Here is a 25958-nt window from a genome sequence, read left to right on the forward strand (position 1 = left end):
TTTCGCCGTCCCATGCCGCGCCAGACGAGGTCGAAACCAAAAGTCCTGATCGTGCTGCATCAGGAGAATTCGAGCCCCGGACGCGTCGGTCACATGCTGCTCGAAGAGGGCTTCGATCTCGACATCCGCCGCCCGCCGCTCGGCGACGCCTTGCCGGAAACGCTGGATGGCCACGCCGGCACGGTCGTCTTCGGCGGTCCGATGAGCGCCAATGACGAGGACGAGTTCGTCCGTCGCGAGACCAACTGGCTGCAGATTCCACTCAGGGAGAACCGGCCACTGCTCGGCATCTGTCTTGGGGCGCAGATGCTGGCCAATCATCTCGGCGGCAAGGTCGAGGGCCATGGCGAAGGGCTGGTCGAGATCGGCTGGTATCCCCTGAAAGCGACCGAGGCCGGCAAGAAACTGATGCACTGGCCAGAGATGGTCTACCAGTTCCATCGTGAAGGCTTTTCGCTGCCGAGCGACGCGACGCTGCTGGCCACGAACGAGACCTATCCCAACCAGGCCTTCCGCTATGGCGATAATGCCTGGGGCATCCAGTTCCACGGCGAACTGACCCGAGTGATGATGCAGCGCTGGGTGGTGCGCGGCGCCCACCGCTTCGAGCTGCCCGGTGCGCAGCCCGGCCGCGACCATCTCGGCGGCCGGCTGATCTGGGACATGCATTTGAAGCGCTGGCTCGACGAGTTTTTGCGCACGATTTTTGGCGAGCCTGTGGCGCGGTAGTGCCGGGCCGGTGCTCTGAACCGCCGACGCCTAAAAACTAGTCCGAAAACGTTACGCTCACGCCGCGCTGCCGAAAATAAGCCTGCATCAACTTGCGGCCCGAGCGGTTGCTCTGCGCCAATTTGGCAGGATCGAACACCGCCTGTTTTATCCCCTCTCGCGCCAGCGCTGCCTTGAGCGTCGCGATATGGGCGTCGATGTCGGCATTGTCCGCCCTGAGCGACGCGTAGATATTTTCGGTCGCTTCGGCCACGGTCGGTTCGCTCACTTGTGTCGTCCTTTGGTTGGTTCGGCGGCGGCTTAGCATAGATTCGCTGCCCCGTCAGTTTCGTCCTTTGAGGTGCCTCACCTTGCGCAGCGCCGGGAACAGATAGGCCCACAGGCCGGCAACCGCGACGGCGCCGATGCCGCCGATGACCACCGCCGGAACCGTGCCGATCAGCGCCGCCATGGTGCCGGCGCGAAATTCGCCGACTTCGTTGGAGGCGCCGACGAAGACCTGGTTGACGGCGTTGACGCGGCCGCGCACCTCGTCGGGCGTCCACAGCTGGATCAGCGTCTCCCTGATGTAGACACTGAACATGTCGGTGGCTCCGAGCAGGGCAAGTGCTACGATCGAGAGCCAGGTGAGCGTCGACAGGCCGAACAGCACGGTGCAGGCGCCGAACGCCGCCACGAAGCTCAGCATGATCTTGCCAGCACGGTCGCGGATCGGATGGCCCGCAAGCCAGACGGCGACGCAGGTGGCGCCGATCCCCGGTGCCGAGCGCAGCAAGCCGAGGCCCCAAGGTCCAAGCTGCAGAATGTCACGCGCATAGACCGGCAGCAGCGCCGAGGCGCCGGACAGAAGCACGGCGAAGAGGTCGAGCGAGATGGCGCCAAGCACGATCTTCTCGCTCCAGATGTAGCGGAAGCCGGCAAACAGCGTCTCCATTGTCGGCTTGTCGGTGGCGGTCTGTTGCGCGGGCTTGGGAATGGTGAAGATCAGCAACGCGGCGGCGAGCATCAGGACTGCGGCCGTCGCATAGGCCACTTCCGCCGACACGCCATAGAGCAAGCCGCCGGCGACCGGGCCGACAATCGTCGCGGTCTGCCAGGCGGAGGAGTTCCAGGCGATGGCATTGGCGAAATCGCGCTGCGGCACGAGATTGGCGAACAGGGAGGACGAAGCCGGCCCGTAGAAGGCGCGGGCAATGCCGAACATGACCAGCACGGCGAAGATCGGGAGCGGGGTTGTAAGGCCGCGCAGGGTCAAAAACAGCAGAGCCAGCGCGCAGGCGCCTTCGACCAAGGTCGCCAAGGTCATGATGAGCCGGCGGCCGAAACGGTCGGCGACGACACCTGTAACCAGCACCAGAAGCAGCGACGGCAGGAACTGGACGATGCCGACAATGCCAAGATCGAACGGATCGCGCGTCAGATCATAGACCTGCCAGCCGACGGCCACCGAAACGATCATGGTCGCGAAAGTGGTGAGAAAGCGCGCCGTCCAGTAGCTGAGGAAGGCTCTGTGCCGGAAAGCGGCATAGCGCTGCTCCGGCAAGGTTTGTTCTGGTATCATGAAGTGAGGCCCCGTTGCGGTGGGCATCGGCTCGCGGGGCACTTCCCGAATGGGCGCTGTTCGACCAATGGAACTTGGTAAAGTTCGGGGCGGATATGCTTTAAAATCAGATCCGGATCAAGGGACTTTCGATCCGCACCACCGATAGCACGCGGAATTTACTGCCGCAGCGCAGCTGAAATCGCGTCCAGCCCGCCTTTCAACTCGGCCTCCGTCGGCCAGCCGAAGCCGACGCGGAAGAAGCGCTTTTCCATTTCGAACCAGTGGCCGGGCCCGACATAGGTGCCGTGATCTTCCAGCAGCCTGACATAGAAGCGGTCGAGGTCGAAACCGGGCTCGACATCGAGGCGCGGGAAGCCGACGACACCGCCTTCGGGCCGCACCCAGTGGACCAGCGGCTCGCGGTCGATCCAGGCCTGGACGATGTCCCGGCGCCTGGCCATTTCGGGCAGCAGCTTTGCCAGGAAAGCGTCCCGGCCCTCCAGCACGCCGCGCGCTATGCCTTCGTCGATGACGCTGCCGCAGATGCCGATCTGCTCCTTGGCGGCCAGAAATGTCTCCTGAAGGGCCGCATCCCTGGTGATCAGCCAGCCGATGCGGATGCCGGGAATGCCGAAGGCTTTCGACAGCGACGAGACGCTGATGGCTTTTTTGCTCAGCGAGGCCGCCAAAGGCAGGCGCCTGCCATAGGAGAGATCGCGATAGGTTTCGTCGACCAGCAGATAGCAGCCGCTGGTCTCGGCGAGCGCGACCAGCGCGTCCAATTCGGCACGGCTCATCATGGTGCCGGTCGGATTGTGCGGGCAAGTAACGCTGATCAGCTTCGTGTTCGGCCGCATCGCGGCCCTGACGCGCTCGACGTCGATGGCGAAGCCTTCGTCGAAGGCGAGGTCGACAAAGCTGATGGCGCAGCCGATCGCCCGCGGCGTTTCGATGTTGGTGGCGTAGTTGGGCCTGATGACGACGAGGTGATCGCTGGCCGAGAGCAGCGAGGTGGAGATGATGAACAACGCGCCGGCCGCACCGGCCGTGACCAGCACGTCGTCGGGCGCGATGCCGGCATTGTGCGCGGCGATCAGCGCGCGCAATTCCCTGTCGCCGCGATGCTCGCCATAGAAGAGGGTCAGATCAGGCAGCGAGAGGCCGATGTCGGAGAGTTTCTGATCGGCGATCGAACTTTCGGAGAGGTTGTAACGGATGCGGTCGTAACCGTACTCCTCCGGCGCTTCTTTCTCGATCACCATCCTGGTGTAGTTCATGGCTTCCCCCAGATCGTCTTGTCCCAGGTTATCCAAGCCACAAAAGCACGAAGCCTGCCAAGGCGAATTCGCCGGCAGGCTTCTATTCCAGTCGTCCTAACAATTGGCTCAGCGTCCAAATCGCCTCAGGCCGAGACTTTGGCCTTTCGGCCCTTGCCTTTGACGGGGGCGACCACGGCGGCCTTGCGGCCGAGGCCGATCGACTTCGCCAGTTCGGAGCGCGAAGCCGCGTAGTTGGGGGCAACCATCGGATAGTCGGAAGGCAGGCCCCATTTGGCGCGATAGGCGTCCGGCGTCAGGCCGAAATGCACGCCGAGATGACGCTTCAGCGATTTGAATTTCTTGCCGTCCTCGAGGCAGATGATGAAATCCGGCGTCACCGACTTCTTCGGGTTGACGGCCGGGACCAGCGGTGCCGCCACCGGGGCGACCGGCTGGCCGAGCCCACTGATCGAGGCGCTGACGCTGGCGATCAGCTCGGGAAGGCCGGACGCAGGCAGGCGATTCTTCTCGACATAGGCCGATACGATATGGGCCGTCAGCTCGAGAAGGTCGAGTGTCTTGCTGGCGTGGCTGTTTTCGTCGGTCAATCTATTTCCTCCATCCATGGCGCATAACCTCGAAAATGGGGCCGTTTTCAAAAAGGATGATGCGCAAAATTAAAGTGGGTCGTCTTCGTGCGTCGCGCGCGACGCGATGTAGTGGGGCTGACTTCCTAGTCGGCAAATCTGCGCAATGCAATCTATCGCCGCGACATAACACGGCATTTTGAACAACTATACTAAGCTGTAATAATATCAGACGATCAGCGCCTTGTCGCGCCACAGACGAAATCCGCCTTCAAAGGCGCGTGTGTTGTCACCGCGCCTGGAGTCGGGGGGCAATTCGTCGAGCTTGTCGACATTGCCGCCGCCGATGACGACATAGTCTGGCTGCAGGGCGGCGCGCAGCCGGTTGACGACGTCGAAGACATGACCGCGCCACTTCTTCTTGCCGCGCTTTACGAGGCCACGTTCACCGACATAGTCCTCGAAACTCTGGCCTTTTCTGTAGGGAAGGTGGGCGAGTTCCATCGGCTGGCCGACATTGTCGAGGACCATCGCGGCACCGAGGCCGGTTCCGAGGCCGAGGAACAGCATGCGCCCGCCCTCATAGCTGCCGAGGGCCTGCATCAGCGCGTCATTGACCACCTTGACCGGCTTGCCGAACTCAGCGGTGAAATCTAAGCCGGCCCAGCCCTTGCCGAGATTCATGGGATCGAGCACCGGCTTGTTTTGACGCACGGGGCCCGGATACCCCATCGAAATGACGTCATAGGACAGGCCGTCGGCGAGCTTCTTCACCTTGTCGATCATCTGCCTTGGCGTCAGGTCAGGCCCGGAATCGGTCCGGCGCTCGGTGCCACCGTCGCTGGTCAGGATCTTGACGTGCGACCCGCCAATGTCGATCGAAAGGACTACCTGCCCGGTGTCCGACGCAGCCTTCTTAACCACCTTGGCCATCTCGTCCCCTCCACTCATGCGACCGGGTCGATCCAGCCATTGGGCGGCCCGAAGCCGGCCATGGCGTCCGCTGGCCCCCACGTCTTCGGCTCGTAAAGATGCGGCGGCGTGGTGTCGCCGAGCACCCGACCGACGATGCGCCAGGCGAGTTCGGCGGCGTCCTGGCGGGTGAAGAGCTGGCCGTTGCCGTTCATGGCGTCGCCGATCAGCCGTTCATAGGGCGGCATGTCGCCCTTCGAATCGTCGAGCGCGGTGAGTTCCACCTGCTCGCCAATCATGTCGTCGCCCGGCGCCTTGCGCTGGGCGCCGATGGCGATCATCACCTGCGGGTCGATGCGGAAGCGGACGTAATTCTGGTCGGCGGGCTTGATCGGGTCGAAGACGTCGAGCGGCGGCCGTTTCAGCCGCACCACCACCTCGGTGACATGCACCGGCATGTTCTTGCCGGCGCGGATGAAGAACGGCACGTCCTGCCAGCGCCAGGTGTCGACGAAGAAGCGCACCGCCGCGAAGGTCTCCACCGGCGAGTTCGGCGCCACGCCGGGCTCGGCGAGATAGCCGGTGAACTGGCCGCGCACGACATCGTCTTTCGTCAATGTCCGGATGGCGCGCAACACCTGCACCTTCTCGTCGATCAGGTCGTCGGCGGAGCGGCCGACCGGCGGCTCCATGGCCAGGAGCAGCAGGATGTTGAGCAGATGGTTCTCGATGACGTCGCGGATGGCGCCGACATCGTCATAGAACCGCCCGCGCCCCTCGACGCCGAAATCCTCGGCCATGGTGATCTGCACGCTCTCGACGTAATTGCGGTTCCAGATCGGCTCCAGCAGGGAGTTGGCGAAGCGGAAATAGAGCAGGTTCTGGATCGCCTCCTTGCCGAGATAATGGTCGATGCGGAAGATCGACTGTTCGTCGAACACCAGGTGCAGCACTCGGTTCAGCCAGCGCGCCGACTGCAGATCGTGGCCGAACGGCTTTTCGACCATCAGCCGCGCGCCGTGCGCGGTGCCGGATTGCTCCAGCCCTTGCACGACGGTCTCGAACATGGACGGCGGCACCGCCATGTAATGCAGCGGCCGCTGGGCGCTGCCGAGTGCCGTCTTCAGCTTCTCGAAGGTCGTGGGATCGCGATAGTCGCCGCTGACATAGCGCAGCAGCGACGCGAACTTGGCGAAGACCGTCTCATCGATGGCGCCGAGGGCATGGACGATGCCGTCGCGGGCGCGGTCCTGCAACTGCTTCAAATCCCAGGCGTCGAAGGCGACGCCGATCACCGGTTCGGTGAGCGTGCCCTTGGCGACCATCTGGTAAAGCGCTGGAAATATCTTCTTGTGGGCGAGGTCGCCGGTCGCTCCGAAGAGCACCAGCGTATCGGACCGTTCCTGGCTCATGCGTGCGTCTCCCCTGTCGCCGTCACTTGCCGCCCTTCGGCTTTTCGATGTGCCCGCCAAAGGCATAGCGCATGGCAGACAACAGCTTGTCGGCGAATTCGGATTCGCCTTGCGAGGAGAAGCGGTCGAACAGGGCCGACGACAGCACCGGTGCCGGCACGCCGGTGTCGATCGCCGCCTTCAGCGTCCAGCGGCCCTCGCCGGAATCCGAGACCCGGCCGCCGAATTGCGCCAGACCCGGATCGCTCTTCAGCGCACCGGCGGTGAGATCGAGCAGCCAGGAGCCGATGACGCTGCCATGCCGCCACACCTCGGCCACCTGCGGAAGGTCGATGTCGAACTGGTAGTATTGCGGGTTTTCCAGCGGGCTTGTCTCGGCGTCCGCCGTCCGCTGCCGTTTGCCGGCATTGGCCGACTTCAGGATGTTCATGCCTTCGGCATAGGCGGCCATGACGCCGTATTCGATGCCGTTGTGCACCATCTTGACGAAATGGCCGGCGCCGCTCGGTCCGCAATGCAGGTAGCCATAGGGCGCGGTGCTGGCGGTCTTGTCCGGGGTGGGCGCTCCGGCATCAGCGCCAGGCGCCAGCGTGGCAAAGACCGAATCGAGGTGCTGCACGGCCACGTCGGGACCGCCGATCATCAGGCAGTAGCCGCGCTCCAGCCCCCAGACGCCGCCACTGGTGCCGACATCGACAAGATGCATGCCCTTGGTGGCCAGTTTCGCGGCCTGGTCGACGGCGTCGTGATAATACGAATTGCCGCCGTCGATGACGATGTCGCCGGGCTCCATCAGCGCCGCGACCTGATCGATGATCCTGCCGGTGATCGCCGCCGGCAGCATCAGCCAGACACAGCGCGGCTTGGCCAGCTTGCCGACGAATTCCTCCAGGGATGCCGCCCCCAAGGCGCCGTCGCTCACAAGCGCCGCGACGCTGGCCGGGTTGATGTCATAGACGACGCATTCGTGGCCGTCGCGCATCAGCCGCCGCACCATGTTGGCGCCCATCCGGCCCAGTCCCATCATTCCGATCTGCATGGTTTCGTCCCTGTTCCTAGAGATTTTCTGGCGTTGTCGAGGAAGGATCTACTGGCTGTCCTGAGTGCCTGACATGATGGAGAAGTCGACATTCTCCCAATCGCCGGTTCCGGGCCAGAAAAAAGTGAAGATCAGCGTGCTTCCGTTGGGGAGGCTGGCCGTGGGCAGATCGACAAGATGAAGGCCGAAAGCGTTTTCCGCTGTCCGGCTGTCGTGGGCGGTTGCCCAATTGTCCGTGCTCCAGTGGATGGTGGCCGCCGTCAGCAGCTCGACGCGCAATGTCTTGCCCTCGGGCAGTGCGCGGATCTTGTTGTTGAAGCGCCATGCCCTGAACGACGATACGGTCTTGTCCTGGATGTAGCGCTTCACGCCTTGCGGCGGCATATCGAAGACGGCGCCGTCGCGTAGCGAGCGCAGCAGCTTGATGTGTTCGGAATGCGCCCAGACCAGTGGCATGGCGCTCCCCGATGGCTTGCCATGCAGAAGCTCGCGTTCGGGAATATCGGCGCCGTCCCACACCTGTTCGGGCAGCAGGCCGCCAGGCCCGGCCGACCGCTCCAGCGCATCGAGCAAGCTGGCCGCCTTGTCCTTGCGCCCGGCGGCCAGCTCGTAATGCGCCCTTTCGCCGGCCAGCAGGGGCCACGGCCGGCCCTGGCCGGTGCCGTCGAAGGGCGTGCCATCCTCGTGCTCGCCATAGCCGTCGCTGTTATAGCGGTACCAGAGCGGCCCTTGCGGCAGTTCGCAGCGCAGCTGCGCGTCGATGATCTTGACGGTGTCGACGATGCGCGGATCGTCGGCGGCTCTCAGGCCAAAGCGCACCAGGGCCAGCGCGTCAGGGCTGACGATTTCCTCGGCCGGTCGGTCGGTGTCGCCGGGTGGCCGGTTCTTGATCGGCACATAGCCGTCCTTCGGCGAGCTGGCATCGGGGTCGTCTGGCGGCGCAATGCGGACGTAATAGCCGCCGACGCCGACGGCCTTGCAGATGGCGGTGCCGCTGACATAGGTCCAGCGCTCGACCTGGTCGTTCCAGCAGTCGGCTGTTTCGCGCAGGTAGGCCGCCTCCGCCGCTTTGCCGCAGGCATCGAGCAGGTCGGCGCCGGCAAGCAGTGCCGCGATCTCGACGGCCAGCGTGAACGGGCTGTAGCCGGCGTCTTCTTCCCAGCGGTCCTCGCCGGTGACCGGACCATTGCGCACGACATAGGAGGCGGCGCGCTCGATCATCGGCAGGAAGGCCTTCAGCCTGGCACGCGGCAAGTTGCCAGCGCGATGCAGGGCATCCGCCAGCAGCAAGGGAAAGGCGCATTCGTCCATCTGGATGCCGGGCCAATAGGCGGAGCCGTCGAGCCAGGCGTTCTGCGGCCAATGGCCGTCCGGCTGCTGGATGGAGCGGAGATATTCCAGGATCCGCAGTGCCGAGGCGGCATCGCCGGCGGCGAGAAAGCCGCCCGCTGTTTCGACCAGGTCGCGTGGCCAGACAAGATGGTAGCCGCCGAGATCATCGTCGCCTTTGTTGAACCCCCATGGGATCGACAGGCTGGCCACCGCCGCGCCGGGCATTGCCGACGACCGGTGGGTTGCCAGCACCGCGGTGGAGACGCGGTAGCTGTTCACTCCGGGGACCGCGTGGCGGTCCAGTGGCAGCAGCCCCGCCTGCCATTCGCGCCATTGTTCGACGTAGGATTTCGCCGCCGGTTCAAAACCCCGCTTCAGGCTGGCGAAGGCGTTTTCGGCGGCTTCGTCCGGTGTCGTCCCAAAACCCAGCGCCAGCACGGTTTTTGTGTTGGCGGCGGTGAAGCCGATCTCGCCGGTCAGCGCGACATTGCCGTCCTCGGCACGCCGGCAAGCCGTATCGAGCTTGCCGGTATTGTTGAGTTGCTGCCAGCCGTCGGAGAAGCCGACATAGCCGGCCGAGCAATCCCGCCAGGGCAGGGACGAGGCCAGCGCCAGGCAGGTGCCGCGCCCCGAGGCAAACAGGACGGGTTTTCCCTGGTACTCGCCGATCCAGGCGGTGTTGCCCATGCCGGCATTGACCAGATGCGGCGCCAGAAGCGCGTAGACGCGGTAGTCGGCCGCGGAGCCCTTGAGCGGACTGAAGGTGATTTCCTGCAGCACGGTCGGACGCGCCGGATCGGCCACGATGCGCTTCTCGATCCGGTAGGCGCCGTCGTCGGCTGTATTGACCAGCCTGTAGGCGGGCACGCCGTCCTCGAACGGCTCGATGCCGTGCGAGGCATCGCGCTTCTCCTCGGAGAAATAGCCATCCATGCCGGTGACGATCAGGCCGAGGTCGCGCGTGCAGGCGCTGTCGACGCGCGGATAGTACACCTCGTTCAGGATGCCGTGGCTGATGGTGAACCAGACGCGGCTGGACGGCGAAAGCGCCGAGCCGACTCCGCTCTTGGCGCTAGAGGTCCAGCGCGCGGGAATTCCCGGTGCGCCCGGCGGCACAGTCGGCGTCACTGCCATGCTTGTTCGCTCTCCTGGCCCGCATGCCTAGCCATCAAACGAAGCCATTTCAATCAGCGCACCGCAAGTTGATCGCCGGCGCACATCGGATTGCAGTTGACAGCCCGCCGGCCTTCTGCACTTTTGTCTGACAATAGATAAAAAACAGGATCTCAATCGCGAAATTCGTCGACAATCAAACTGATCAGCAACTCTCGGGAGGAGTATCACATGAAGAAACTATTGGTTCTCAGCACGCTTGCGGCGGTGCTCGCGGCCGGTACGGCTTTTGCCGACACCAGCGGCAAGAAGATCGCGTTCTCCAACAATTATGCCGGCAATTCGTGGCGGCAGGCGATGCTCGACAGCTATGGCATCGTCACCAAGAAGGCCGTCGACGACAAGATCGTCGGCGCGGCTGATGTCTTCACCACTGCCGACAAGGAGGTGCCGACCCAGGCCGCCCAGGTGCAGAACCTGATCCTGCAGGGCTATGACGCCATCGTCATCAACGCCGCCTCGCCGGATGCGCTCAACGGTGCCATCAAGCAGGCCTGCGATGCCGGCATCACCGTCGTCTCCTTCGACGGCACCGTCACCGAGCCCTGCGCCTACCGCGTCGTCGTCGACTTCAAGGACATGGGCAAGCAGGAAGTCGAGCAGATGGCCAAGTTCCAGCCCAAGGGCGGCAATCTGCTTGAAATCCGGGGGCTTGCCGGCACCTCGATCGATGATGCCATCCATGCAGGCATCCTCGAAGGCGTGGCCGCGCATCCCGAATTCAAGATCGTCGGTTCTGTCACCGGCGACTGGGACCAGACCACGGCTCAGAAGGCGGTGGCGACCATCCTGCCGTCGCTGCCCGACGTCGTCGGCATCGTCGACCAGGGCGGTGACGGCTATGGCGCCGCGCAAGCCTTCGCCGCCGCCGGCAAGCCGCGCCCGACCATCATCATGGGCAACCGGCAAGATGAATTGAAGTGGTGGAAGGAACAGAAGGACAAGGACGGCTACCAGACCTGGTCGGCTTCGATCGCGCCGGGCGTATCGACGCTCGCCTTCTGGGTGGCGCAGCAGGTGCTCGATGGCCGCAAGGACATTCCGCACGATCTGCTGGTGCCGTATCTGGCCTTCACCCAGGACGATTTCGAGGCGGCCCTGCCCAAGATCAAGGAGGGCGGTGTCGCCACCCACGAATACACGCAGGAAGATGCCATCGCGGCGATCAAAGCCAATATCAAGTGAAAGTCGCAGACGCGTTGCCGCGGGCATCACCGAGCGGATATCGTTGAGCATGGCTGCAGGCGACACGGACATCATCAGACCGGACGGCGCCGAAAACCAATTCGGCGCCGCCAGTGTTGACATCGTAAGACTTGACGGTGCCGAAAAGCATTTCGGCGCCGTCAGGGCGCTGGGCGGGGTGGATTTTCATGTCGGGCCCGGCGAGTGCGTCGGCCTCGTCGGCCATAACGGCGCCGGCAAGTCGACGCTGATGCACATGGTGGCCGGGACCTCGACGCCCGACAGCGGCACGATCACCGTGCATGGCGGCATCGAGGACAACTACTCGGTGTCGCGGGCGCAGCAGCGCGGCATACGCTGCGTGTTCCAGGAACTGTCGCTGTGCCCCAATCTCAGCGTCGCCGAAAACACGCGTATCAACCACGCGTCGCTTTCCGGCTTCGGCTGGCGGCGCAAGGCGGCAGAGCTGATCGCCGCCAAGCTGGACGAAATCTTTCCGGACCATGGCATCTCGGCCTGGGACATTGTCGGCGATCTGTCGATCGGCCGGCGCCAGATGGTCGAGGTGGCGCGTGCCTTCACCGTGACGCACGACCGGCTCGACCTGGTTATCCTCGACGAACCGACCTCGTCGCTCGACGCGCACACATCGGGCCAGTTGCTGGCCTTCGTGCGCCGCTTCGTCGCTGGTGGCAAAAGCTGCATCCTGATCTCGCACGTGCTGGGCGAGGTGCTGCGGAACGCCGACCGGATCGTGGTGATGCGCGACGGCAAGGTGGTGGCGTCGGACGCGGCTGGTGCCTTTGATCGCGACCGGCTGGTAGCCGTGATGGGCGGAGCCGAGGCGCGTGCGAAGACCGCCGCGCAGGCCGCCGCCGCCAAGACAGGCGCCAATCCGCTGCGCGTGCGGGCGCGGCCGGCCGGACAGGCGGATGGCAAGGACCTCGTCGCGCGCGCGGGCGAGATCATCGGCCTTGCCGGGCTGGCCGGTCACGGACAGACCGACTTGCTGCTGCGCATCTTTGATGCCGCCGCACGCGCCAAGACCGGCATCGAGGTGACGGCGCCGGTGGCCCTGGTGGCAGGCGACCGCCAGTCCGATGGCATTTTCCCGCAATGGTCGATTGCCGAAAACATCGGCATCCGCTCGCTGGCGCGCTTGCGCAACGGGCTGTTGATTTCACCCCAGCGTGAGGCCGAATTGGCCGCGTTCTGGCAGAAGAAGATCGGCATCCGCACGCCTGACATGAACAACAATATTTTCTCGCTGTCGGGCGGCAACCAGCAGAAAGCGCTGTTCGCCAGGGCGCTCGGCTCCGATGCCCAGATCGTGCTGATGGACGACCCGATGCGCGGCGTCGACATCGGTACCAAGCTGGAGGTCTACGATCTCGTGCGCGAGGAGGCGGGCCGCGGACGCACCTTCCTCTGGTACACGACCGAAACCGAAGAGCTCGACAATTGCGACCACATCTATGTCTTCAAGAACGGCCGCATCGTCGCCAATCTGACGCGCGACGAGCTGACCGAAGAGAAGATCATCCAGTCCTCCTTCGGCGATGCGGCCTGAGATGACGGCGACGCCAATCGACAATGGCTTCAAGGGATCGGCGGCACGCAATGCGGCGGCGCGGGCGCGGCTGTTGCGCGGCCTGCTGCCCGCGCTATCGCTGGCGCTGGTGTTGCTCGCGATCGCCTGGCTCAATCCGCGCGCCATCAGCTATTTCGGCTTCAGCCTGATGTTGAACCTGGCGATTCCGATCGCGCTGGCGACGATCGCGCAGATGTTCGTCATCGCCGGCAACGAGCTTGATCTCTCGATCGGCACCTTTGTCGGTTTTGTCGGTTGCGTCACCGCGACCTGGCTTAAGGATGCGCCGCTCATCGGCATCCTCATTCTCGCCGGATCGATCGGCATTTATGCGCTGCTCGGCGCGCTGATCCATCTGCGCAACCTGCCCTCCATCGTGGTGACGCTCGGCATGAGCTTCGTCTGGCAGGGCCTCGCCATTCTCGTCCTGCCAAAACCGGGCGGCAAGGCGCCGGACTGGCTGCTGGCGATCATGTCGTTCAAGCCGCCTTTCATTCCGTTTCCGATCATCGCCGCGCTGCTGATCGCGGCCGTCGTGCATTTCGGCCTGATGCGTACCTCCTACGGGGTGATCCTGCGCGGCTCGGGCGGCAATCCCGCGGCGCTCAAGCGCGCCGGCTGGTCGCTGCTCAAGACCAAGATCGTGCTGTTTGCGCTGGCCGGCCTGTTCGGCGTTCTGTCGGGCATGGCGCTGATCGGCATCACCACCTCGGCCGATGCCAATATCGGCAATGGTTACACGCTGCTGGCCATCGCCGGCGTCATCCTCGGCGGCGGCGAGTTCGTCGGCGGCCGGGTCTCGCCGATCGGCGCCGTCATCGGCGCGCTGACGCTGGCGCTGGCCGCCTCGCCGCTGCTCACCTTCATGCACATTCCGCCCGACTGGCAGGTGGCCGCCAACGGCGCCATCCTGATCATCGTGCTTGCGGCGCGGGTGCTGATCAGCCGCAGGGAAAGGTGAGCGATGGCTTCGCTGAAAACCCTGCTCACAAAACCCTGGATCTGGTCGTTTGTCGGTGCGCTGCTGGTGTGGTTGGCGACGATCGCCTTCACCGGGGGCTATGGCGGCGGCGGCATGGTCACGGCGGCATTGTCGCTTGCCGTGTTTACCGTCATCGTCGGCGTCGGCCAGATGTTCGTCATTACGCTTGGACCTGGCAATGTCGACCTGTCGCTGCCGGCCAATATCGGCCTCGCCAGCGCGGTCGCCATGAAGGTGATGGGCGGCAGCGATGCCATGATCCTGGTCGGATTGCTGGCGGCGCTCGCCTGTGGCGCCGCGATCGGGACCATCAACTATCTCTTGATCTGGGCGCTGCGCATTCCGCCGATCATCGCCACGCTGTCGGCGAGCTTCATCATCCAGTCGGTCGACATCAGCTATGGGCGCGGACTGCAGATCAAGCCGCCGCCTGGCTTCGCCGATTTCACCAACTGGCAGGTGCTGGGCGTGCCCGTGCTGGCGATCCTCACCGTGCTGTTCACCATCGGTGCGGCCATCGCCTTACAGCGCATGATCTATGGCCGCTCGGTGCTGGCGATCGGCCAGAACATCCGCGCCGCCTGGCTCGCCGGCGTCAATGTCGGGCGGATCCGTTTTCTCACCTATACGCTGTCGGGCGCGCTCGGCGGCATCGATGGCGCGCTGCTCGCCGGTTATTTCCGCGGCGCCAATGTCGACATCGGCAACGAATACCTGCTCGCTTCGATCGCCGTGGTCGTCATCGGCGGCACGTCGGTGGCGGGCGGCAAGGCGAATGTGCCGGGCGTCTGGGGCGCGGCGCTGTTCCTGGTTCTGCTGCTCACCATGCTTAACACATTCGGCGTCAGCGCCGGGGTGCGTCTCCTGCTGACCGGGCTTATCATCGTAGGGGTGATCACGGCTGCGGGCGGCGAGAAGGCGGTGCGCTGACCGCAACGTCTCCGGCGCGACCGCAGCCTGTCCGCCAACCATTGGACCAGCCGGTTTCCATTCGCGGCGTGGCCTTGTAAACCGGTCCCCAATCTCAGCCGGTCTTGGGAGGCCTCCACTTGTCCAGTTCTGTCAGCGTCGCGAACGAGGGTGGCGTCGCCATCGTCACCATCGACAATCCGCCGGTAAACGCGCTGAGTTTCCACGTCCGCGAACCGCTGATGCAGGCTCTGGTCGCTTTGCGCGATGACGCATCGGTCGCCGCCATCGTCATTGCTTGCGCCGGCCGGACCTTCGTTGCCGGTGCCGACATCACCGAATTCGGCAAGCCGATGCGACAGCCGGAATTGCGTTCCATCGTGGCGGTGCTGGAAGCCATTGCCAAGCCGACGGTCGCTGCCATCCACGGTACCGCGCTCGGCGGTGGGCTGGAATTGGCGCTCGGCTGCCATTTCCGGGTTGCCGATCAAGGCGCCAGGCTCGGCCTGCCCGAGGTGAAGCTCGGCATCCCGCCCGGTGGCGGCGGCACGGTACGGCTGCCGCGCCTAGTTGGCGCCGCCAAGGCATTGAAGATGATCGTTTCCGGTGCACCGATCGGTGCCGATGAGGCTTACGGCGCCGGCCTGGTGGATGCCGTTTTCGAAGGCGATCTGACCACCCACGCCGTGAATTTCGCCCGCGAAATGGCCCGCAAGGGCGGTCCGTTCACGCCGGTGCGCGACCGCGACGACGTCCTGAAGGAAACCGACCTTGCCGCCTTCGATGCGGAGGCCGCGGATATTGCCCGCAAAGCGCGTGGCCTCGAAGCGCCAATTGCCTGTGCGCGGGCGGTGCGCAATGCCGTCACGCTGCCCTTCGACGAGGCGCTGGCGGAGGAGCGGGCGCTGTTCGTCAAGCTTGTCGCCAGCGACCAGTCGCGCGCCCAACGGCACCTGTTTTTCGCCGAACGCGAGGCGGCCAAGCTTCCCGGCAAGGACGTCGTCAAGCGCAGGATCGCCCGCGTCGGCGTCATCGGCGCCGGCACGATGGGCGGCGGCATTGCCATGGCCTTCGCCAATGGCGGCTTTCCCGTCACCTTGCTGGAAACCAGCCAGGAGGCGCTGCGGCGCGGGTTGGCGACGATCGAGAAGAATTACACCGTCTCGGTTGCACGCGGCTCCTTGAGCGAGGATGCCAAGCGGCAGCGGCTCGCCCAGTTCAAAGGCACGATCGATCATGCCGATCTCGCCGAGTGCGACCTGATCGTCGAGGCAGCGTTCGAGGACATGGCGGTCAAGAAAGAAATCTTCGGGAAGCTCGACGCAGCGGCGAGGCCGGGCGCCATCCTCGCCACCAACACCTCTTATCTCGACATCGACGAAATCGCCGCCTCGACCTCGCGGCCGCAGGATGTGCTCGGCCTGCATTTCTTCTCGCCGGCCAACGTCATGAAACTGCTGGAGATCGTGCGCGCCGAAAAAACGGCGCCTGATGCGCTGGCGACCGTGATCGACCTTGCGCGCCGGATCGGCAAGGTGGCTGTCGTCGTTGGCGTCTGCCACGGCTTCGTCGGCAACCGTATGCTGGCCGCGCGCGGCTCGGAATCCGAAGCGCTGCTGCTCGAAGGCGCAACCCCCAGCCAGATCGACGAGGCGTTCACCGATTTTGGCTGGCCGATGGGTCCGTTCCAGATGGGCGACCTTGCCGGTCTCGACATCGGCTGGCGTAACCGCAAGGCGCGGGGCCTCACGGCCCCCATCGCCGACACGCTCTGCCAACAGGGGCGTTTCGGCCAGAAAACCGGCCGCGGCTTCTATCTCTACGAGAACGGCTCGCGCACGCCAGTGCCCGATCCAGAGGTCGAGGCGCTGATCCGCGACAAGGCGGCGGAAAAGGGCATCGTGCCGCGCACGATAGGCGCCGACGAAATCATCGAGCGAACACTCTATCCCCTGGTCAACGAAGGCGCGAAGATTCTGGAGGAGGGCATCGCGGCCCGTGCGTCCGACATCGATGTCGTCTGGGTCAATGGCTACGGCTTTCCCATCGGCAAGGGCGGCCCGATGTTCTGGGCCGGCCTCGAAGGCGCGGTCAGGATCGTCGGGCGACTCAGGTATTGGCATGAGCAGACGGGCAAGGATGTCTTTAAACCGGCGCCCTTGCTCGAGCGGATGGCCGAAACCGGCTCATGGAAGCCTGATCCAGCGTAGTCAGCGGCCTGTGGGAATCACCGGATCCGCGCGTCGATGATCTCGACAAAGCGGGCGAAAAGGCCGGCCTGCGACTTGATGTTGAGCTTGCGGTAGATGTTGCGGCGATGAACCTTCACGGTTCCCGGCACGATGCGCATGGCCCTGGCGATCGATTCCGTCGAATGGCCCTGCAGCACCAGATCGACGACGTGTTTTTCGCGCGGCGTCAGCGACAGGCTTTTCCAGATATGGGCGCGGTCGAACTCGTTGACCTCGGTGATTTCCTCGTCCTGCTTCGTCTCGGCCGGTTCGTCGGCGGGAAGAGTTGGCCAGCGCAGCCTGGTGAAGCTGATCACCGCCGGCGCCATGTCGCGCAGCAGCCTGGCATCGGCGGTGCCGAACGGACCGGAAGCGCTGAGCCGCATCAGCGACAGCACCAGCGCGTCCTTGCTCGGCAGCGGCACGAAGAAGCCGACTTCCTCGGCCAGCCTGGTCTGGCTGTAATAGGAGCGAAAATATTCGCTGGCGTAGAAGCGATCAGGAGCCAGTTCGCGCATGCGCCAGAACCCTTCCTTGCGCTCGACCGCCGCGTGATGGAAGGGGTCGAGCAGATAGGGGCCTTCCTGATAGAGCGCGACGAAGACGTGGCTTTCGGCCGGCGTGAAGGTCTCGAACAGCAGTGGCGGGCGCGCGGCACCCCGATAGCCGAAGATCACGCAATGGTCGAAGCCGACATGCTGCCGCAGCCAATCGACCATCGCTTGGCCGAAGAGATCGCCGCTCGTCTCCCGCGTCGCCGCGACAAGCGTCGCGAGCCGGCTGTATTCGTCGCTGCGGGAAGCGCTCAATCCAATACCCCCTTAAACGGGAAAATAGATCAGATATACCACCTGCGAGGTATATACTAGCTGCCATTAGCTCTGGTAGCGTCTTGAAATCGCATCGTCCTGGAGCCCGCAGCCTTGACCGCAGTGCCCGACATCGAATTTCGCGGCGTCGCCAAGCGCTATGGCGCGGTGACCGCGGTCAGCGGCATCGACCTTGCCGTGCCGCCCTCCGCCTTCGTTGCGCTGCTTGGACCGTCCGGCTGCGGCAAGACCACCTGCCTGCGCATGATCGGCGGGTTCGAACAGCCGAGCGAAGGCCAGGTGTTCATCCGTGGCCAGGACATGGCCGGCACGCCGCCCTACCGACGGCCTGTCAACATGGTGTTCCAGCAATACGCGCTGTTTCCGCATCTCGATGTCGAAGCCAACGTTTCCTACGGGCTGCGCCAGGCAAGGCCACGGCTGTCGTCGCGCGATATCGGCCGGCGGGCTGGCGAAGCGCTCGAAATGGTGCGGCTCGCCGGCTATGGCGGCCGCAAGATCCACGAACTGTCCGGCGGCCAGCAGCAGCGTGTCGCGCTGGCGCGTGCATTGGTCAACAAGCCGGCGGTGCTGCTGCTCGACGAACCGCTTGCGGCGCTGGACAAGAAGCTGCGCACCGACATGCAGATCGAGCTGCAGAACCTGCAGCGCGAGATCGGCATCACCTTCGTGCTGGTGACCCACGACCAGGAGGAAGCGCTGTCGATGAGCGATTTCGTCTGCGTCATGAATGGCGGGCGCATCGTCCAGCTCGGCCAGCCGAGCGAGATCTATGACGAGCCGGCCGACCTGTTCGTCGCCGATTTCGTCGGCAAGACCAATCTGTTGAGCGGCACCGTCGCCGGGCACACGGGCGACCTGGTGGACGTGGCGCTGGCGGACGGCACTGTGGTCGCGGCGCGCAAGCGAACCGCGCTTCGACAAGGCGAGACCGTCTCGGTCAGTCTGCGTCCCGAATCACTCAGCCTTGGCGCTCCCGAAAGCGGTCCGCTCAAAGGCATCGTCCGCAACCGGATATTCCTCGGCTCGACCGCGGAATACGCGATCGAAGTGCAGGGCATCGGCACTTTGCTCGCCAAGGCCGATCACCTGATCGGCCAAGGCAATCTCTTCAAGCCGGGTGAACCCGTCGCCATCGGCTATGCCATGGGAACGCCGCTGGCGTTTCCGGAAACCAAGAACAACGGGACCAACCAGAGGGTAAACAAACATGTCGAAATCATATCGTGACGGACTGCCGATAAGCCCCGAGAATTTCGTCGACCAGCTGATGCGCCTGAAGCGCGGCTCGATCGGCCGCCGCGACTTCCTTGGCCTCACCGGCCTTGGCATCGCAACGGCGGTGATGGCGCGCGAGATCGGCATCATGCCGACCCCTGCCTTCGCCGCCGAAAGCCTTGGCGACCGCATGTCGATCGCCACCTGGCCGAATTACCATGACCCGCAGACCTTCGAGAACTTCAAGAAGGACACCGGCGTCGCCGTCGAGGTCAACGTGTTCGGCTCCAACGAGGAGATGCTGGCCAAGCTGCAGGCCGGCGCCTCGGGCTGGAGCCTGTTCGTGCCGACCAACTATACGATCTCGACCTACAAGAAGCTCGGCATTATCGAGCCGCTGGAGATGGCGAAGCTCCCGAATTTCGACGGTACGCAGGAAGATCCGCGCTTCACCTCCGAGGGCACGATCGACAAGGTGATCTACGCCGTGCCGAAGAACTGGGGCACCACGGGCTTTGCAGTGAACACCAAGAAGCTGACCAAGCCGATGACGAGCTGGAAGGAGTTCTGGGATACCGCCGTGGCCGAGGGCGATGGCCGCACCATGGTGCACGACTACCAGCTCACCACCATCGGCAACGCGCTGAAATATTACGGCTATTCGTTCAATTCGCTGAAGCAGGACGAGCTCGCCAAGGCAGAGGAACTGCTGCTGAAGGTCAAGCCGCATCTGTTCGCCGTCTCGTCCGACTACCAGCCGGGTATGCGTGCGGGCGACGCGTGGATGACGATGTGCTGGACCAATGACGGCGCGCAACTGCATCGCGACATTCCCGAGATCGCCTATGTGCTGGGCAAGGAAGGCGGCGAGATCTGGACCGATTTTTATGCCATCCCGAAGGACGCGCCCAACAAGCCCGCCGGTTATGCGCTGCTCAACTATCTGATGAACCCGCAGGTCGCAGTGAAGGAGCACCTCGCCAACGGCGCGCCTTCGACGGATGCGCGCGTCAACAAGCTGCTGCCCAAGGAAGTGCTCGACAATCCGATCCTCTATCCGGCGGCGGAGCTGTTGACGCCGCTTGAATTCGGCGCGGCGGCAACGCTGACCGACCCGGGCCGTGCCGAACTGATGGCGCGCTTCAAATCGGCTTGAGACTGGCCTGGATAAAGACAATCGACCGGCGGGCCCATGCCCGCCGGCACCGGGGCGGTTTCGATGCACGGCAACAGATTTCGGCGTAATTTCCTGACCGCCTTGCTGCTCGCGCCGGCGACGGCATGGCTGGTGGTGTTCCTGGTGCTGCCATTCATCGCCATCGCCGTGTTCAGCGTCGGCGAGCGGGCGCCGGAGGGCGGCTACCAGGCAGCCTTCACGCTGGCGCAATATGCCAATCTCCCGGCACGGGCGACCGCGTTCTGGAACACGATGGTGCTGGCGCCAGTGGGCGCGCTCGCCTGCCTGCTTGTCGCCTATCCGGTCGCCTATTACCTCGCCTTGCAGGCGCCGCAGCGCTGGCGGCTGATCCTGCTCGCGCTGGTCGTCATTCCGTTCTGGACCAGCCTTCTGATGCGGACCTATGCGTGGATGTACATTCTGGGTGGACGCGGCATCCCTGCGCTGCTCGCCTTTGCCGGCATCGAGGATGTCAGGTTGATCAACACGCCGGGCGCGGTCCTGCTCGGCATCGTCTACGGCTATCTGCCGCTGATGATCCTGCCGATCTATGTCAGCCTCGAACGGCTCGACCGAAGGCTGCTGGAGGCCTCCGCCGATCTCGGCGCGAGGCCGTTGTCGACCTTTCTCGGCGTGACCCTGAAGCTGTCGCTGCCGGGCGTGATGACCGGCTTCTCGCTGGTCATGATCCTGCTGCTCGGCGAATACCTGATCCCGACGCTGCTTGGCGGCGGCAAGGTGTTCTTCATCGGCAACGCGCTGGTCGACCTCTTCCTGCAATCGCGCAACTGGCCGTTCGGGTCGGCCATCGCGATCACGCTGGTGCTGGTCTCGGTGGTGGTGCTGATTGTCGCCAACCGCATTTCGAACCGCGTTGCGGGCGCTCGCCGGGTGGACCTCATCTGATGCGCGCCTTCGTCATTGCCGTCTTTGCGTTCCTTTATCTGCCGATCGTGCTGGTCGTGCTGTTTTCCTTCAACGCCGGCCACCATGCCAGCGAGTTCACCGGTTTCTCGGTGCAGTGGTATGGCAAGGCCCTGTCCAACCCGTTCCTGGTCGAGGCGCTGAAGAACAGCCTGTTCATCGCCACCACCAGCGCCCTGCTGGCGGCGGTGTTCGGCACCGCGGCGGCGCTTGGCCTGGCGCGTGTCGGCGCCAGAACCCGCGCCGTCTTCGACGGGCTGCTTGGCGCGGCGATCGTCGTTCCGGGCGTCGTCATCGGCATCTCGACGCTGGTCGCGCTCGTTCAGCTGTTCGCGGTCGTCAATCCGTTCCTCGCCTCGGTCTGGCCGGGCGACCAGCCGCCGCGCCTGTCGCTCGGCTACGGCTCGATCATCGCCGCGCATGGCCTGTTCTCGATGGCGCTGGTGACGATGATCGTCGGCACGCGGCTCGGCAGCCTCGATCGCAATCTGGTCGAGGCCTCCAGCGATCTATACGCCACGCCGTTAACGACCTTCCGCTCGATCGTCCTGCCGCAGATCATGCCGGCGGTGGTCGCCGGTTTCCTGCTCGCCTTCACCTTCTCCTTCGACGACTTCATCGTCGCCTTCTTCGTCGCCGGCGCGCAGACGACGCTGCCGATCTATGTCTTTGCCTCTATCCGGCGCGGCGTAACGCCGGAGATCAACGCCATCGCGACGATCGTGCTCGTCGCCTCCGTCCTGCTCGTGGTGCTTGCCCAATGGCAACTGCGCCAGCGCAAGCCGTCAAACTGAAAGCCGCTCCATGATCCTCAAAGACCGCATCGCCGTGGTGACAGGCGCCGGCTCCGGCATCGGACGTGCCGGAGCCATGATCATGGGCAGGGAAGGCGCGGTGGTCGTTATCGCCGACAGGGATGGAGCCGCCGGCGAGGCAACGGCCGCGGATATCCGGGCGGCGGGCGGCCGGGCCGAGGCGATCGCGACCGACGTCTCGAACGACAATGCGATCGACCAGCTCATCGTCGGAACGCTCGACAGACATCAGCGCATCGACATCCTGCATAATCATGCCGGCATCCAGGTCGGCGGCACGCTGACCGAGGTCGAGACCGCCGGCATGGACGCCTCCTGGCGGGTCAATGTGCGGGCGCAATTCCTCGCGGCGAGGATCGTCATGCCGTCGATGATCGCGCAAGGCGGCGGCGTCATCCTCAACACGGCTTCGAATTCGGGTGTGTTCTACGACCGCGAGATGATCGCCTATGCGACGTCGAAACATGCCGTGGTGGCGATGACCAGGCAGATGTCGCTCGACTATGCCCGGCACAATGTGCGCGTCAACGCGCTCTGCCCGGGCTGGGTCGACACTCCATTCAACGAGCCGTTCATCGCCCAGATGGGCGGACGCGAGGCGATCGAAACCTATGTCCGCACCAAGATCCCGATGGGGCGCTGGGCGGTGGCCGAAGAGATCGCCGAGGCGATCCTGTTCCTGGTCTCGGACCGTTCATCCTTCATGACCGGGCAAGCGCTGGTGATCGACGGCGGCGAGAGCATCGGCTGACGCTGCTTTGATCGATCGACCTTTCCCAGTTCAGCCCCGCTTTTTCTGTCGTTTCGCGGGATGCCGGACGGCACAAGACCATGGTCTGGCGGGCATGGGACTTCAGTGCCAAGCCAGGTCAAAGCGGTATATTTCCTTGTCTTTTCAATTGGTTATTGATCCGATGCAGCGCGCGCTCTCGGATTGAGACCGCATTTGTCTAAAGTTTACCGGGTATGATTAGTGATTTCTCATACGCAGGTGGTTCAGCGGTGGGCGAGTGCGGCGATTCCCGAGGAGATTAGCATGACAAACCGGAAAACACTGTTCGCGGCCGTGGCCGCATTGGCGCTTCTGGCGTCTCCGGCGCTCGCCGGCAATGGGCATGGCAATGGCGGCGGCAATGCTGGAGGCAATGGCGGCGGCAACGGCAATGGCGGCGGCAATGGCGGCACCCATGGGAATGGCAACGGCAACAGCGGTGCTTCGCACGGCAAGTCATCGTCGGCACCGGGACGGGCAGCCAAGACGGACACGGACACAACGGCCGACGCCACGGTCGATACGAACACAAAGGTCTCGTCCGTGCCCAAGGAGAAGAATATCCACGCCAAGCTTGGCCGGCTGAATTCGCTGCAGCGCAACGTCAACGCCTATATGAACTCCAAGAGCAAGAAGTTCGCCGCCGTTCAGGCATTCGTGACGCAGTCCGCGAAAGCCAAGAACGCGCAGACCGCGGCTGCGGCGGCCGCTGCCACAGCTGCCGCGGCCCAGGCTCAACTGGATACGCTGAATTCGCAGTTGAGCGCACTGACGTCGCTGTCTCAGGCCGAAATCGACGCCATGACAGCCGAACAGCAGGCGGCCCTGCCCGGCCAGATATCGGCTCTGCAGGCTGACATCACTGCCCAGCAGGCGGTGGTCGACGCCGACAATACTGCGGCCGATGAGGCTGCGGCCGCGGCTGCGGCGGCAGCGGTCGGCACCGATGATGCATCGCTCGATGCGGCGCTGACCGACATGGCCAACAAGCCGGTCGACGCCGAGGTCACGGCCTGGGCCCAAGGTGTTCTTGCCGGCAAGATCGACCAGACGGCGGCCAAGCTTCAGGCGGGAACGACGCCGTAGCGGTTCGTCGCTGAAAAGGCAGTAGTCACCAAAGGAGATGCCGCTGGGCTTGGCCCGGCGGCATTGTTTTCCTCCTGGAGCCCTTCCGTTCAACCACAACGCAGAACCGCTCCTCGCTTCGACCTGATTGTCGGCGAAAAAAGCCGAGCGCGGCTTGTCGACTGGCTGGTGGCCCACAAGACCGGTGGTGAGCGCATCAGGGCGGGCCTGCCGAGAGGCTGGAAATGCGGCGACAAGACCGGACCGGCGAGCGCGGCAGTACCAATGAGCCGTTCCGGGTCATGCATCAACGTCTTCCGGCCGAAGCAATCGTTGCGCGAGCACCTCAATACACTCGACCATCTCGACAACCGGCGATATGAAATGGGTGCCGATCTGTTTCGCATCCACCTGCGCCTCTCCCGCAGCCGGCGGCCGCAGGCGGCTAGGCACGGGGCCGCACTGTTCGGCGTGATCAGCCGGCCGGATTGAAGAGGATGAATTGACGCGTAAAGCCAGCCCGACCATCGCGCTGTTTTCCAAGGCGGGCTCTGGCGCCGCGCTAAACTGCATTGGCATCGCACAGGCCTTGCCCGCCCGGGGCGCCCAGCCTTCATCCACCACGGCGGCAATAAAAGCTTTTGCGAGGCGCTGCGCTTCGGCGTGCCGTCGCTGATCATGCTCTATTGCTGGGACGACAATGCGCAACGCGCCGGAGAGACCGGCGATCATATCGGCTGCGACGGCTGGACCGAAGGGGGATTGAAGAGAGCCATTCTCGGCCTGCTGGCCGATGACGCCACGCCCGCCCGCCTCAGGGACAATTCAGCCGAGACGGCGCTGAAATCCGGAACGGACGTGGCCGCGCAAGCCATTCTCTCCCCGATACGGACATGAACGAAATGCTTGATAAGAACACGAATACCGCAATCAACGACCCCAAGGCCTGGCTCACGCAGCACGGCATCACCGAGGTCGAGTGCCTGGTGCCCGACATGAACGGCGTGTTGCGCGGCAAGGCGCTGCCGACCGCCAAACTCCTCAAGGCGCTGGAAGACCGCGCGCTCTACCTGCCGAGCAGCGCCTTCCTGGTCAGCATCGACGGTCGCTATTCCGGCTCTATCGACGAGGGTTTTGCTTATTCGGACCCCGACATGCGCATGGTGCCCGATGTCTCGACGCTGTGCCTGGCGCCGGGTGCGGGGGCGGGCAAGGCCTATGTCTTCGCCGACGCCTTCCACATGGACGGCAGGCCATGGATGGCCTCGCCACGCCATGTGCTGCGCGCCGTGCTCGATCTCTATCGCCAGCGCGGCTGGGGCGCGGTGGTGGCGCCGGAACTTGAATTCTATCTGACCGCACCGAATCCCGATCCGGACAAGCCCCTCACCGCCCCGGTCGGCGCCAATGGCCGCGCCGAGGGTGTGCAGCATCCCTATGACATGGCCGCGCTGGAAGAATTCGAGCCGGTGATCCGGCGCATCTACGACTATTCAGCGGCGGCCGGTCTGCCGCTCGATACGCTGATCCATGAATCGGGCACGGCGCAGCTGGAAATCAACCTGCTGCATGGTGACGCCCTGCCGCTGGCCGACCAGGTGCTTTTGTTCAAGCGGTTTACGCGCCAGGCCGCGCAGCAATGCGGCATGCATGCGACCTTCATGGCCAAGCCGATCGCGGCCCAGGCCGGCAGCTCGATGCATCTGCACATGTCGGTCGTCGACGAGGCCGGCAATGCGCTTTTCGCCAGCGGCGACGATGCCGACACCGGGATGTTCGGCCACTTCATCGGCGGATTGCAGAAATATGTTCCGGAAATCATGCCGCTGTTCGCGCCAAACGTGAACTCTTTCCGCCGCATAAGGCCCAACCACAGCGCACCCGCCAATATCGAGTGGTCACATGACAACCGCTCCTGCGGCCTGCGTGTGCCGGCGGGGGGACGCGCGGCGCGGCGGGTGGAGAACCGGCTGCCTGGGGCGGATTGCAATCCCTATCTGGCGATCGCCGGGTCGCTGCTTGCCGGCTATCTGGGCGTCGAGCAGAAATTGGCGCGCTCGGCCGAGGCGTCGGGCAATGCCTACAAGATCAGGAGCACGCTGCCTAAGACCATGGAGGAGGCGCTGGATCGTTTCGAGGCTTGTGCCCCGGTGCGAGAGCTGCTCGGCGAGGACTTCTTCCAGACCTATCTGCGCGTCAAGAGCGTCGAACTCGACCTATTCCAAAGCGTGGTAACGAGCTGGGAACGCGACCACCTCTTGCTGAAGGTGTGA

General features: G+C 64.3%; 23 protein-coding genes and 1 pseudogene. 14 read left to right on the plus strand and 10 right to left on the minus strand.

Going from position 1 to position 25958, the window contains the following annotated elements; translation table 11 throughout:
* Window positions 1-12: 12 nt before the first annotated feature.
* Window positions 13-729: a glutamine amidotransferase gene (locus FJ543_RS07980; RefSeq protein WP_015315072.1), complete on the plus strand. Its 717-nt coding sequence runs from the start codon at window positions 13-15 to the stop codon at window positions 727-729.
* A gap of 37 nt (window positions 730-766) precedes the next feature.
* On the opposite strand, the gene FJ543_RS07985 is transcribed toward FJ543_RS07980, so the two are convergent.
* From FJ543_RS07985 to FJ543_RS08020, 8 genes are all read right to left on the minus strand, one after another.
* The gene (locus FJ543_RS07985) at window positions 767-1036 is read right to left on the minus strand and encodes a hypothetical protein (RefSeq protein WP_051041236.1); all 270 of its coding nucleotides are present in this window, start codon (window positions 1034-1036) and stop codon (window positions 767-769) included.
* Window positions 1037-1051: 15 nt separating this feature from the next.
* Window positions 1052-2290 carry an MFS transporter gene (locus FJ543_RS07990; RefSeq protein WP_140874603.1) on the minus strand — a complete coding sequence of 413 codons (1239 nt, stop codon included), beginning with the start codon at window positions 2288-2290 and terminating at the stop codon, window positions 1052-1054.
* A 158-nt stretch (window positions 2291-2448) separates the two neighbouring features.
* Window positions 2449-3549 (minus strand): aminotransferase class I/II-fold pyridoxal phosphate-dependent enzyme, encoded by a 1101-nt coding sequence (locus FJ543_RS07995; protein ID WP_140874605.1) that lies wholly within the window; start codon window positions 3547-3549, stop codon window positions 2449-2451.
* Between the two features lie 125 nt (window positions 3550-3674).
* Window positions 3675-4139, minus strand: a complete 465-nt coding sequence (locus FJ543_RS08000; RefSeq protein ID WP_140874607.1) for a MucR family transcriptional regulator — start codon at window positions 4137-4139, stop codon at window positions 3675-3677.
* A 207-nt stretch (window positions 4140-4346) separates the two neighbouring features.
* Window positions 4347-5051, minus strand: coding sequence for an ROK family protein (locus FJ543_RS08005; RefSeq protein WP_140874609.1), 705 nt, complete (start codon window positions 5049-5051; stop codon window positions 4347-4349).
* Window positions 5052-5065: 14 nt separating this feature from the next.
* Window positions 5066-6442, minus strand: coding sequence for a glucose-6-phosphate dehydrogenase (zwf, locus tag FJ543_RS08010; protein ID WP_140874611.1), 1377 nt, complete (start codon window positions 6440-6442; stop codon window positions 5066-5068).
* 22 nt (window positions 6443-6464) lie between these two features.
* Window positions 6465-7481 (minus strand): phosphogluconate dehydrogenase (NAD(+)-dependent, decarboxylating), encoded by a 1017-nt coding sequence (gene gnd, locus FJ543_RS08015; protein ID WP_140874613.1) that lies wholly within the window; start codon window positions 7479-7481, stop codon window positions 6465-6467.
* Window positions 7482-7529: 48 nt separating this feature from the next.
* Complete coding sequence (locus FJ543_RS08020; RefSeq protein ID WP_140874615.1) at window positions 7530-9947, minus strand: glucan 1,4-alpha-glucosidase; 2418 nt, start codon at window positions 9945-9947, stop codon at window positions 7530-7532.
* 210 nt (window positions 9948-10157) lie between these two features.
* Here FJ543_RS08020 and FJ543_RS08025 point away from each other — a divergent pair, with 210 nt between their 5' ends.
* The 5 genes from FJ543_RS08025 to FJ543_RS08045 all read left to right on the plus strand — a co-directional run bounded on the left by FJ543_RS08025 (window position 10158) and on the right by FJ543_RS08045 (window position 16863).
* On the plus strand, window positions 10158-11171 hold the full coding sequence (locus FJ543_RS08025) for an ABC transporter substrate-binding protein (protein WP_015315081.1): 1014 nt from the start codon (window positions 10158-10160) through the stop codon (window positions 11169-11171).
* Window positions 11172-11220: 49 nt separating this feature from the next.
* Window positions 11221-12741, plus strand: a complete 1521-nt coding sequence (locus tag FJ543_RS08030) for a sugar ABC transporter ATP-binding protein (RefSeq protein ID WP_224622401.1) — start codon at window positions 11221-11223, stop codon at window positions 12739-12741.
* 1 nt (window position 12742) lies between these two features.
* A complete protein-coding gene (locus tag FJ543_RS08035) occupies window positions 12743-13723 on the plus strand; it encodes an ABC transporter permease (protein WP_015315083.1) in 981 nt (326 codons plus the stop codon).
* A 3-nt stretch (window positions 13724-13726) separates the two neighbouring features.
* A complete protein-coding gene (locus FJ543_RS08040; protein WP_015315084.1) occupies window positions 13727-14674 on the plus strand; it encodes an ABC transporter permease in 948 nt (315 codons plus the stop codon).
* A gap of 119 nt (window positions 14675-14793) precedes the next feature.
* Entirely contained in the window at window positions 14794-16863 is a 2070-nt protein-coding gene (locus FJ543_RS08045; protein WP_140874617.1) for a 3-hydroxyacyl-CoA dehydrogenase NAD-binding domain-containing protein, read from the plus strand.
* Between the two features lie 17 nt (window positions 16864-16880).
* Here FJ543_RS08045 and FJ543_RS08050 read toward each other — a convergent pair whose 3' ends face one another.
* A complete protein-coding gene (locus FJ543_RS08050; RefSeq protein WP_140874619.1) occupies window positions 16881-17693 on the minus strand; it encodes a LuxR C-terminal-related transcriptional regulator in 813 nt (270 codons plus the stop codon).
* 114 nt (window positions 17694-17807) lie between these two features.
* On the opposite strand from FJ543_RS08050, the gene FJ543_RS08055 reads away from it, so the two are divergent.
* The 6 genes from FJ543_RS08055 to FJ543_RS08080 all read left to right on the plus strand — a co-directional run bounded on the left by FJ543_RS08055 (window position 17808) and on the right by FJ543_RS08080 (window position 23706).
* The gene (locus FJ543_RS08055) at window positions 17808-18944 is read left to right on the plus strand and encodes an ABC transporter ATP-binding protein (protein ID WP_015315087.1); all 1137 of its coding nucleotides are present in this window, start codon (window positions 17808-17810) and stop codon (window positions 18942-18944) included.
* Window positions 18925-20088 carry a spermidine/putrescine ABC transporter substrate-binding protein gene (locus tag FJ543_RS08060; RefSeq protein ID WP_140712319.1) on the plus strand — a complete coding sequence of 388 codons (1164 nt, stop codon included), beginning with the start codon at window positions 18925-18927 and terminating at the stop codon, window positions 20086-20088. The genes FJ543_RS08055 and FJ543_RS08060 overlap by 20 nt, the downstream gene beginning before the upstream one ends.
* 63 nt (window positions 20089-20151) lie before the next feature.
* Window positions 20152-21015 (plus strand): ABC transporter permease, encoded by an 864-nt coding sequence (locus FJ543_RS08065; RefSeq protein WP_140660488.1) that lies wholly within the window; start codon window positions 20152-20154, stop codon window positions 21013-21015.
* A complete protein-coding gene (locus FJ543_RS08070; RefSeq protein WP_023771844.1) occupies window positions 21015-21827 on the plus strand; it encodes an ABC transporter permease in 813 nt (270 codons plus the stop codon). The genes FJ543_RS08065 and FJ543_RS08070 overlap by 1 nt, the downstream gene beginning before the upstream one ends.
* 10 nt (window positions 21828-21837) lie before the next feature.
* Window positions 21838-22599, plus strand: coding sequence for a glucose 1-dehydrogenase (locus FJ543_RS08075; RefSeq protein WP_140874621.1), 762 nt, complete (start codon window positions 21838-21840; stop codon window positions 22597-22599).
* 285 nt (window positions 22600-22884) lie between these two features.
* Window positions 22885-23706: a hypothetical protein gene (locus tag FJ543_RS08080; protein WP_140719804.1), complete on the plus strand. Its 822-nt coding sequence runs from the start codon at window positions 22885-22887 to the stop codon at window positions 23704-23706.
* A gap of 279 nt (window positions 23707-23985) precedes the next feature.
* On the opposite strand, the gene FJ543_RS31425 is transcribed toward FJ543_RS08080, so the two are convergent.
* Window positions 23986-24417: a hypothetical protein gene (locus FJ543_RS31425; RefSeq protein ID WP_181173942.1), complete on the minus strand. Its 432-nt coding sequence runs from the start codon at window positions 24415-24417 to the stop codon at window positions 23986-23988.
* Here FJ543_RS31425 and FJ543_RS32280 point away from each other — a divergent pair.
* A pseudogene (locus FJ543_RS32280) lies at window positions 24298-24582 on the plus strand (glycosyl transferase family 1); the annotation flags it as partial. The gene FJ543_RS31425 and the pseudogene FJ543_RS32280 sit on opposite strands and share 120 nt — an antisense overlap.
* 5 nt (window positions 24583-24587) lie before the next feature.
* On the plus strand, window positions 24588-25958 hold the full coding sequence (locus tag FJ543_RS08100) for a glutamine synthetase family protein (RefSeq protein WP_140875507.1): 1371 nt from the start codon (window positions 24588-24590) through the stop codon (window positions 25956-25958).

Origin of the sequence: Mesorhizobium sp. B2-5-7 (assembly GCF_006440875.1) — a bacterium.
GTDB lineage: Bacteria > Pseudomonadota > Alphaproteobacteria > Rhizobiales > Rhizobiaceae > Mesorhizobium > Mesorhizobium australicum.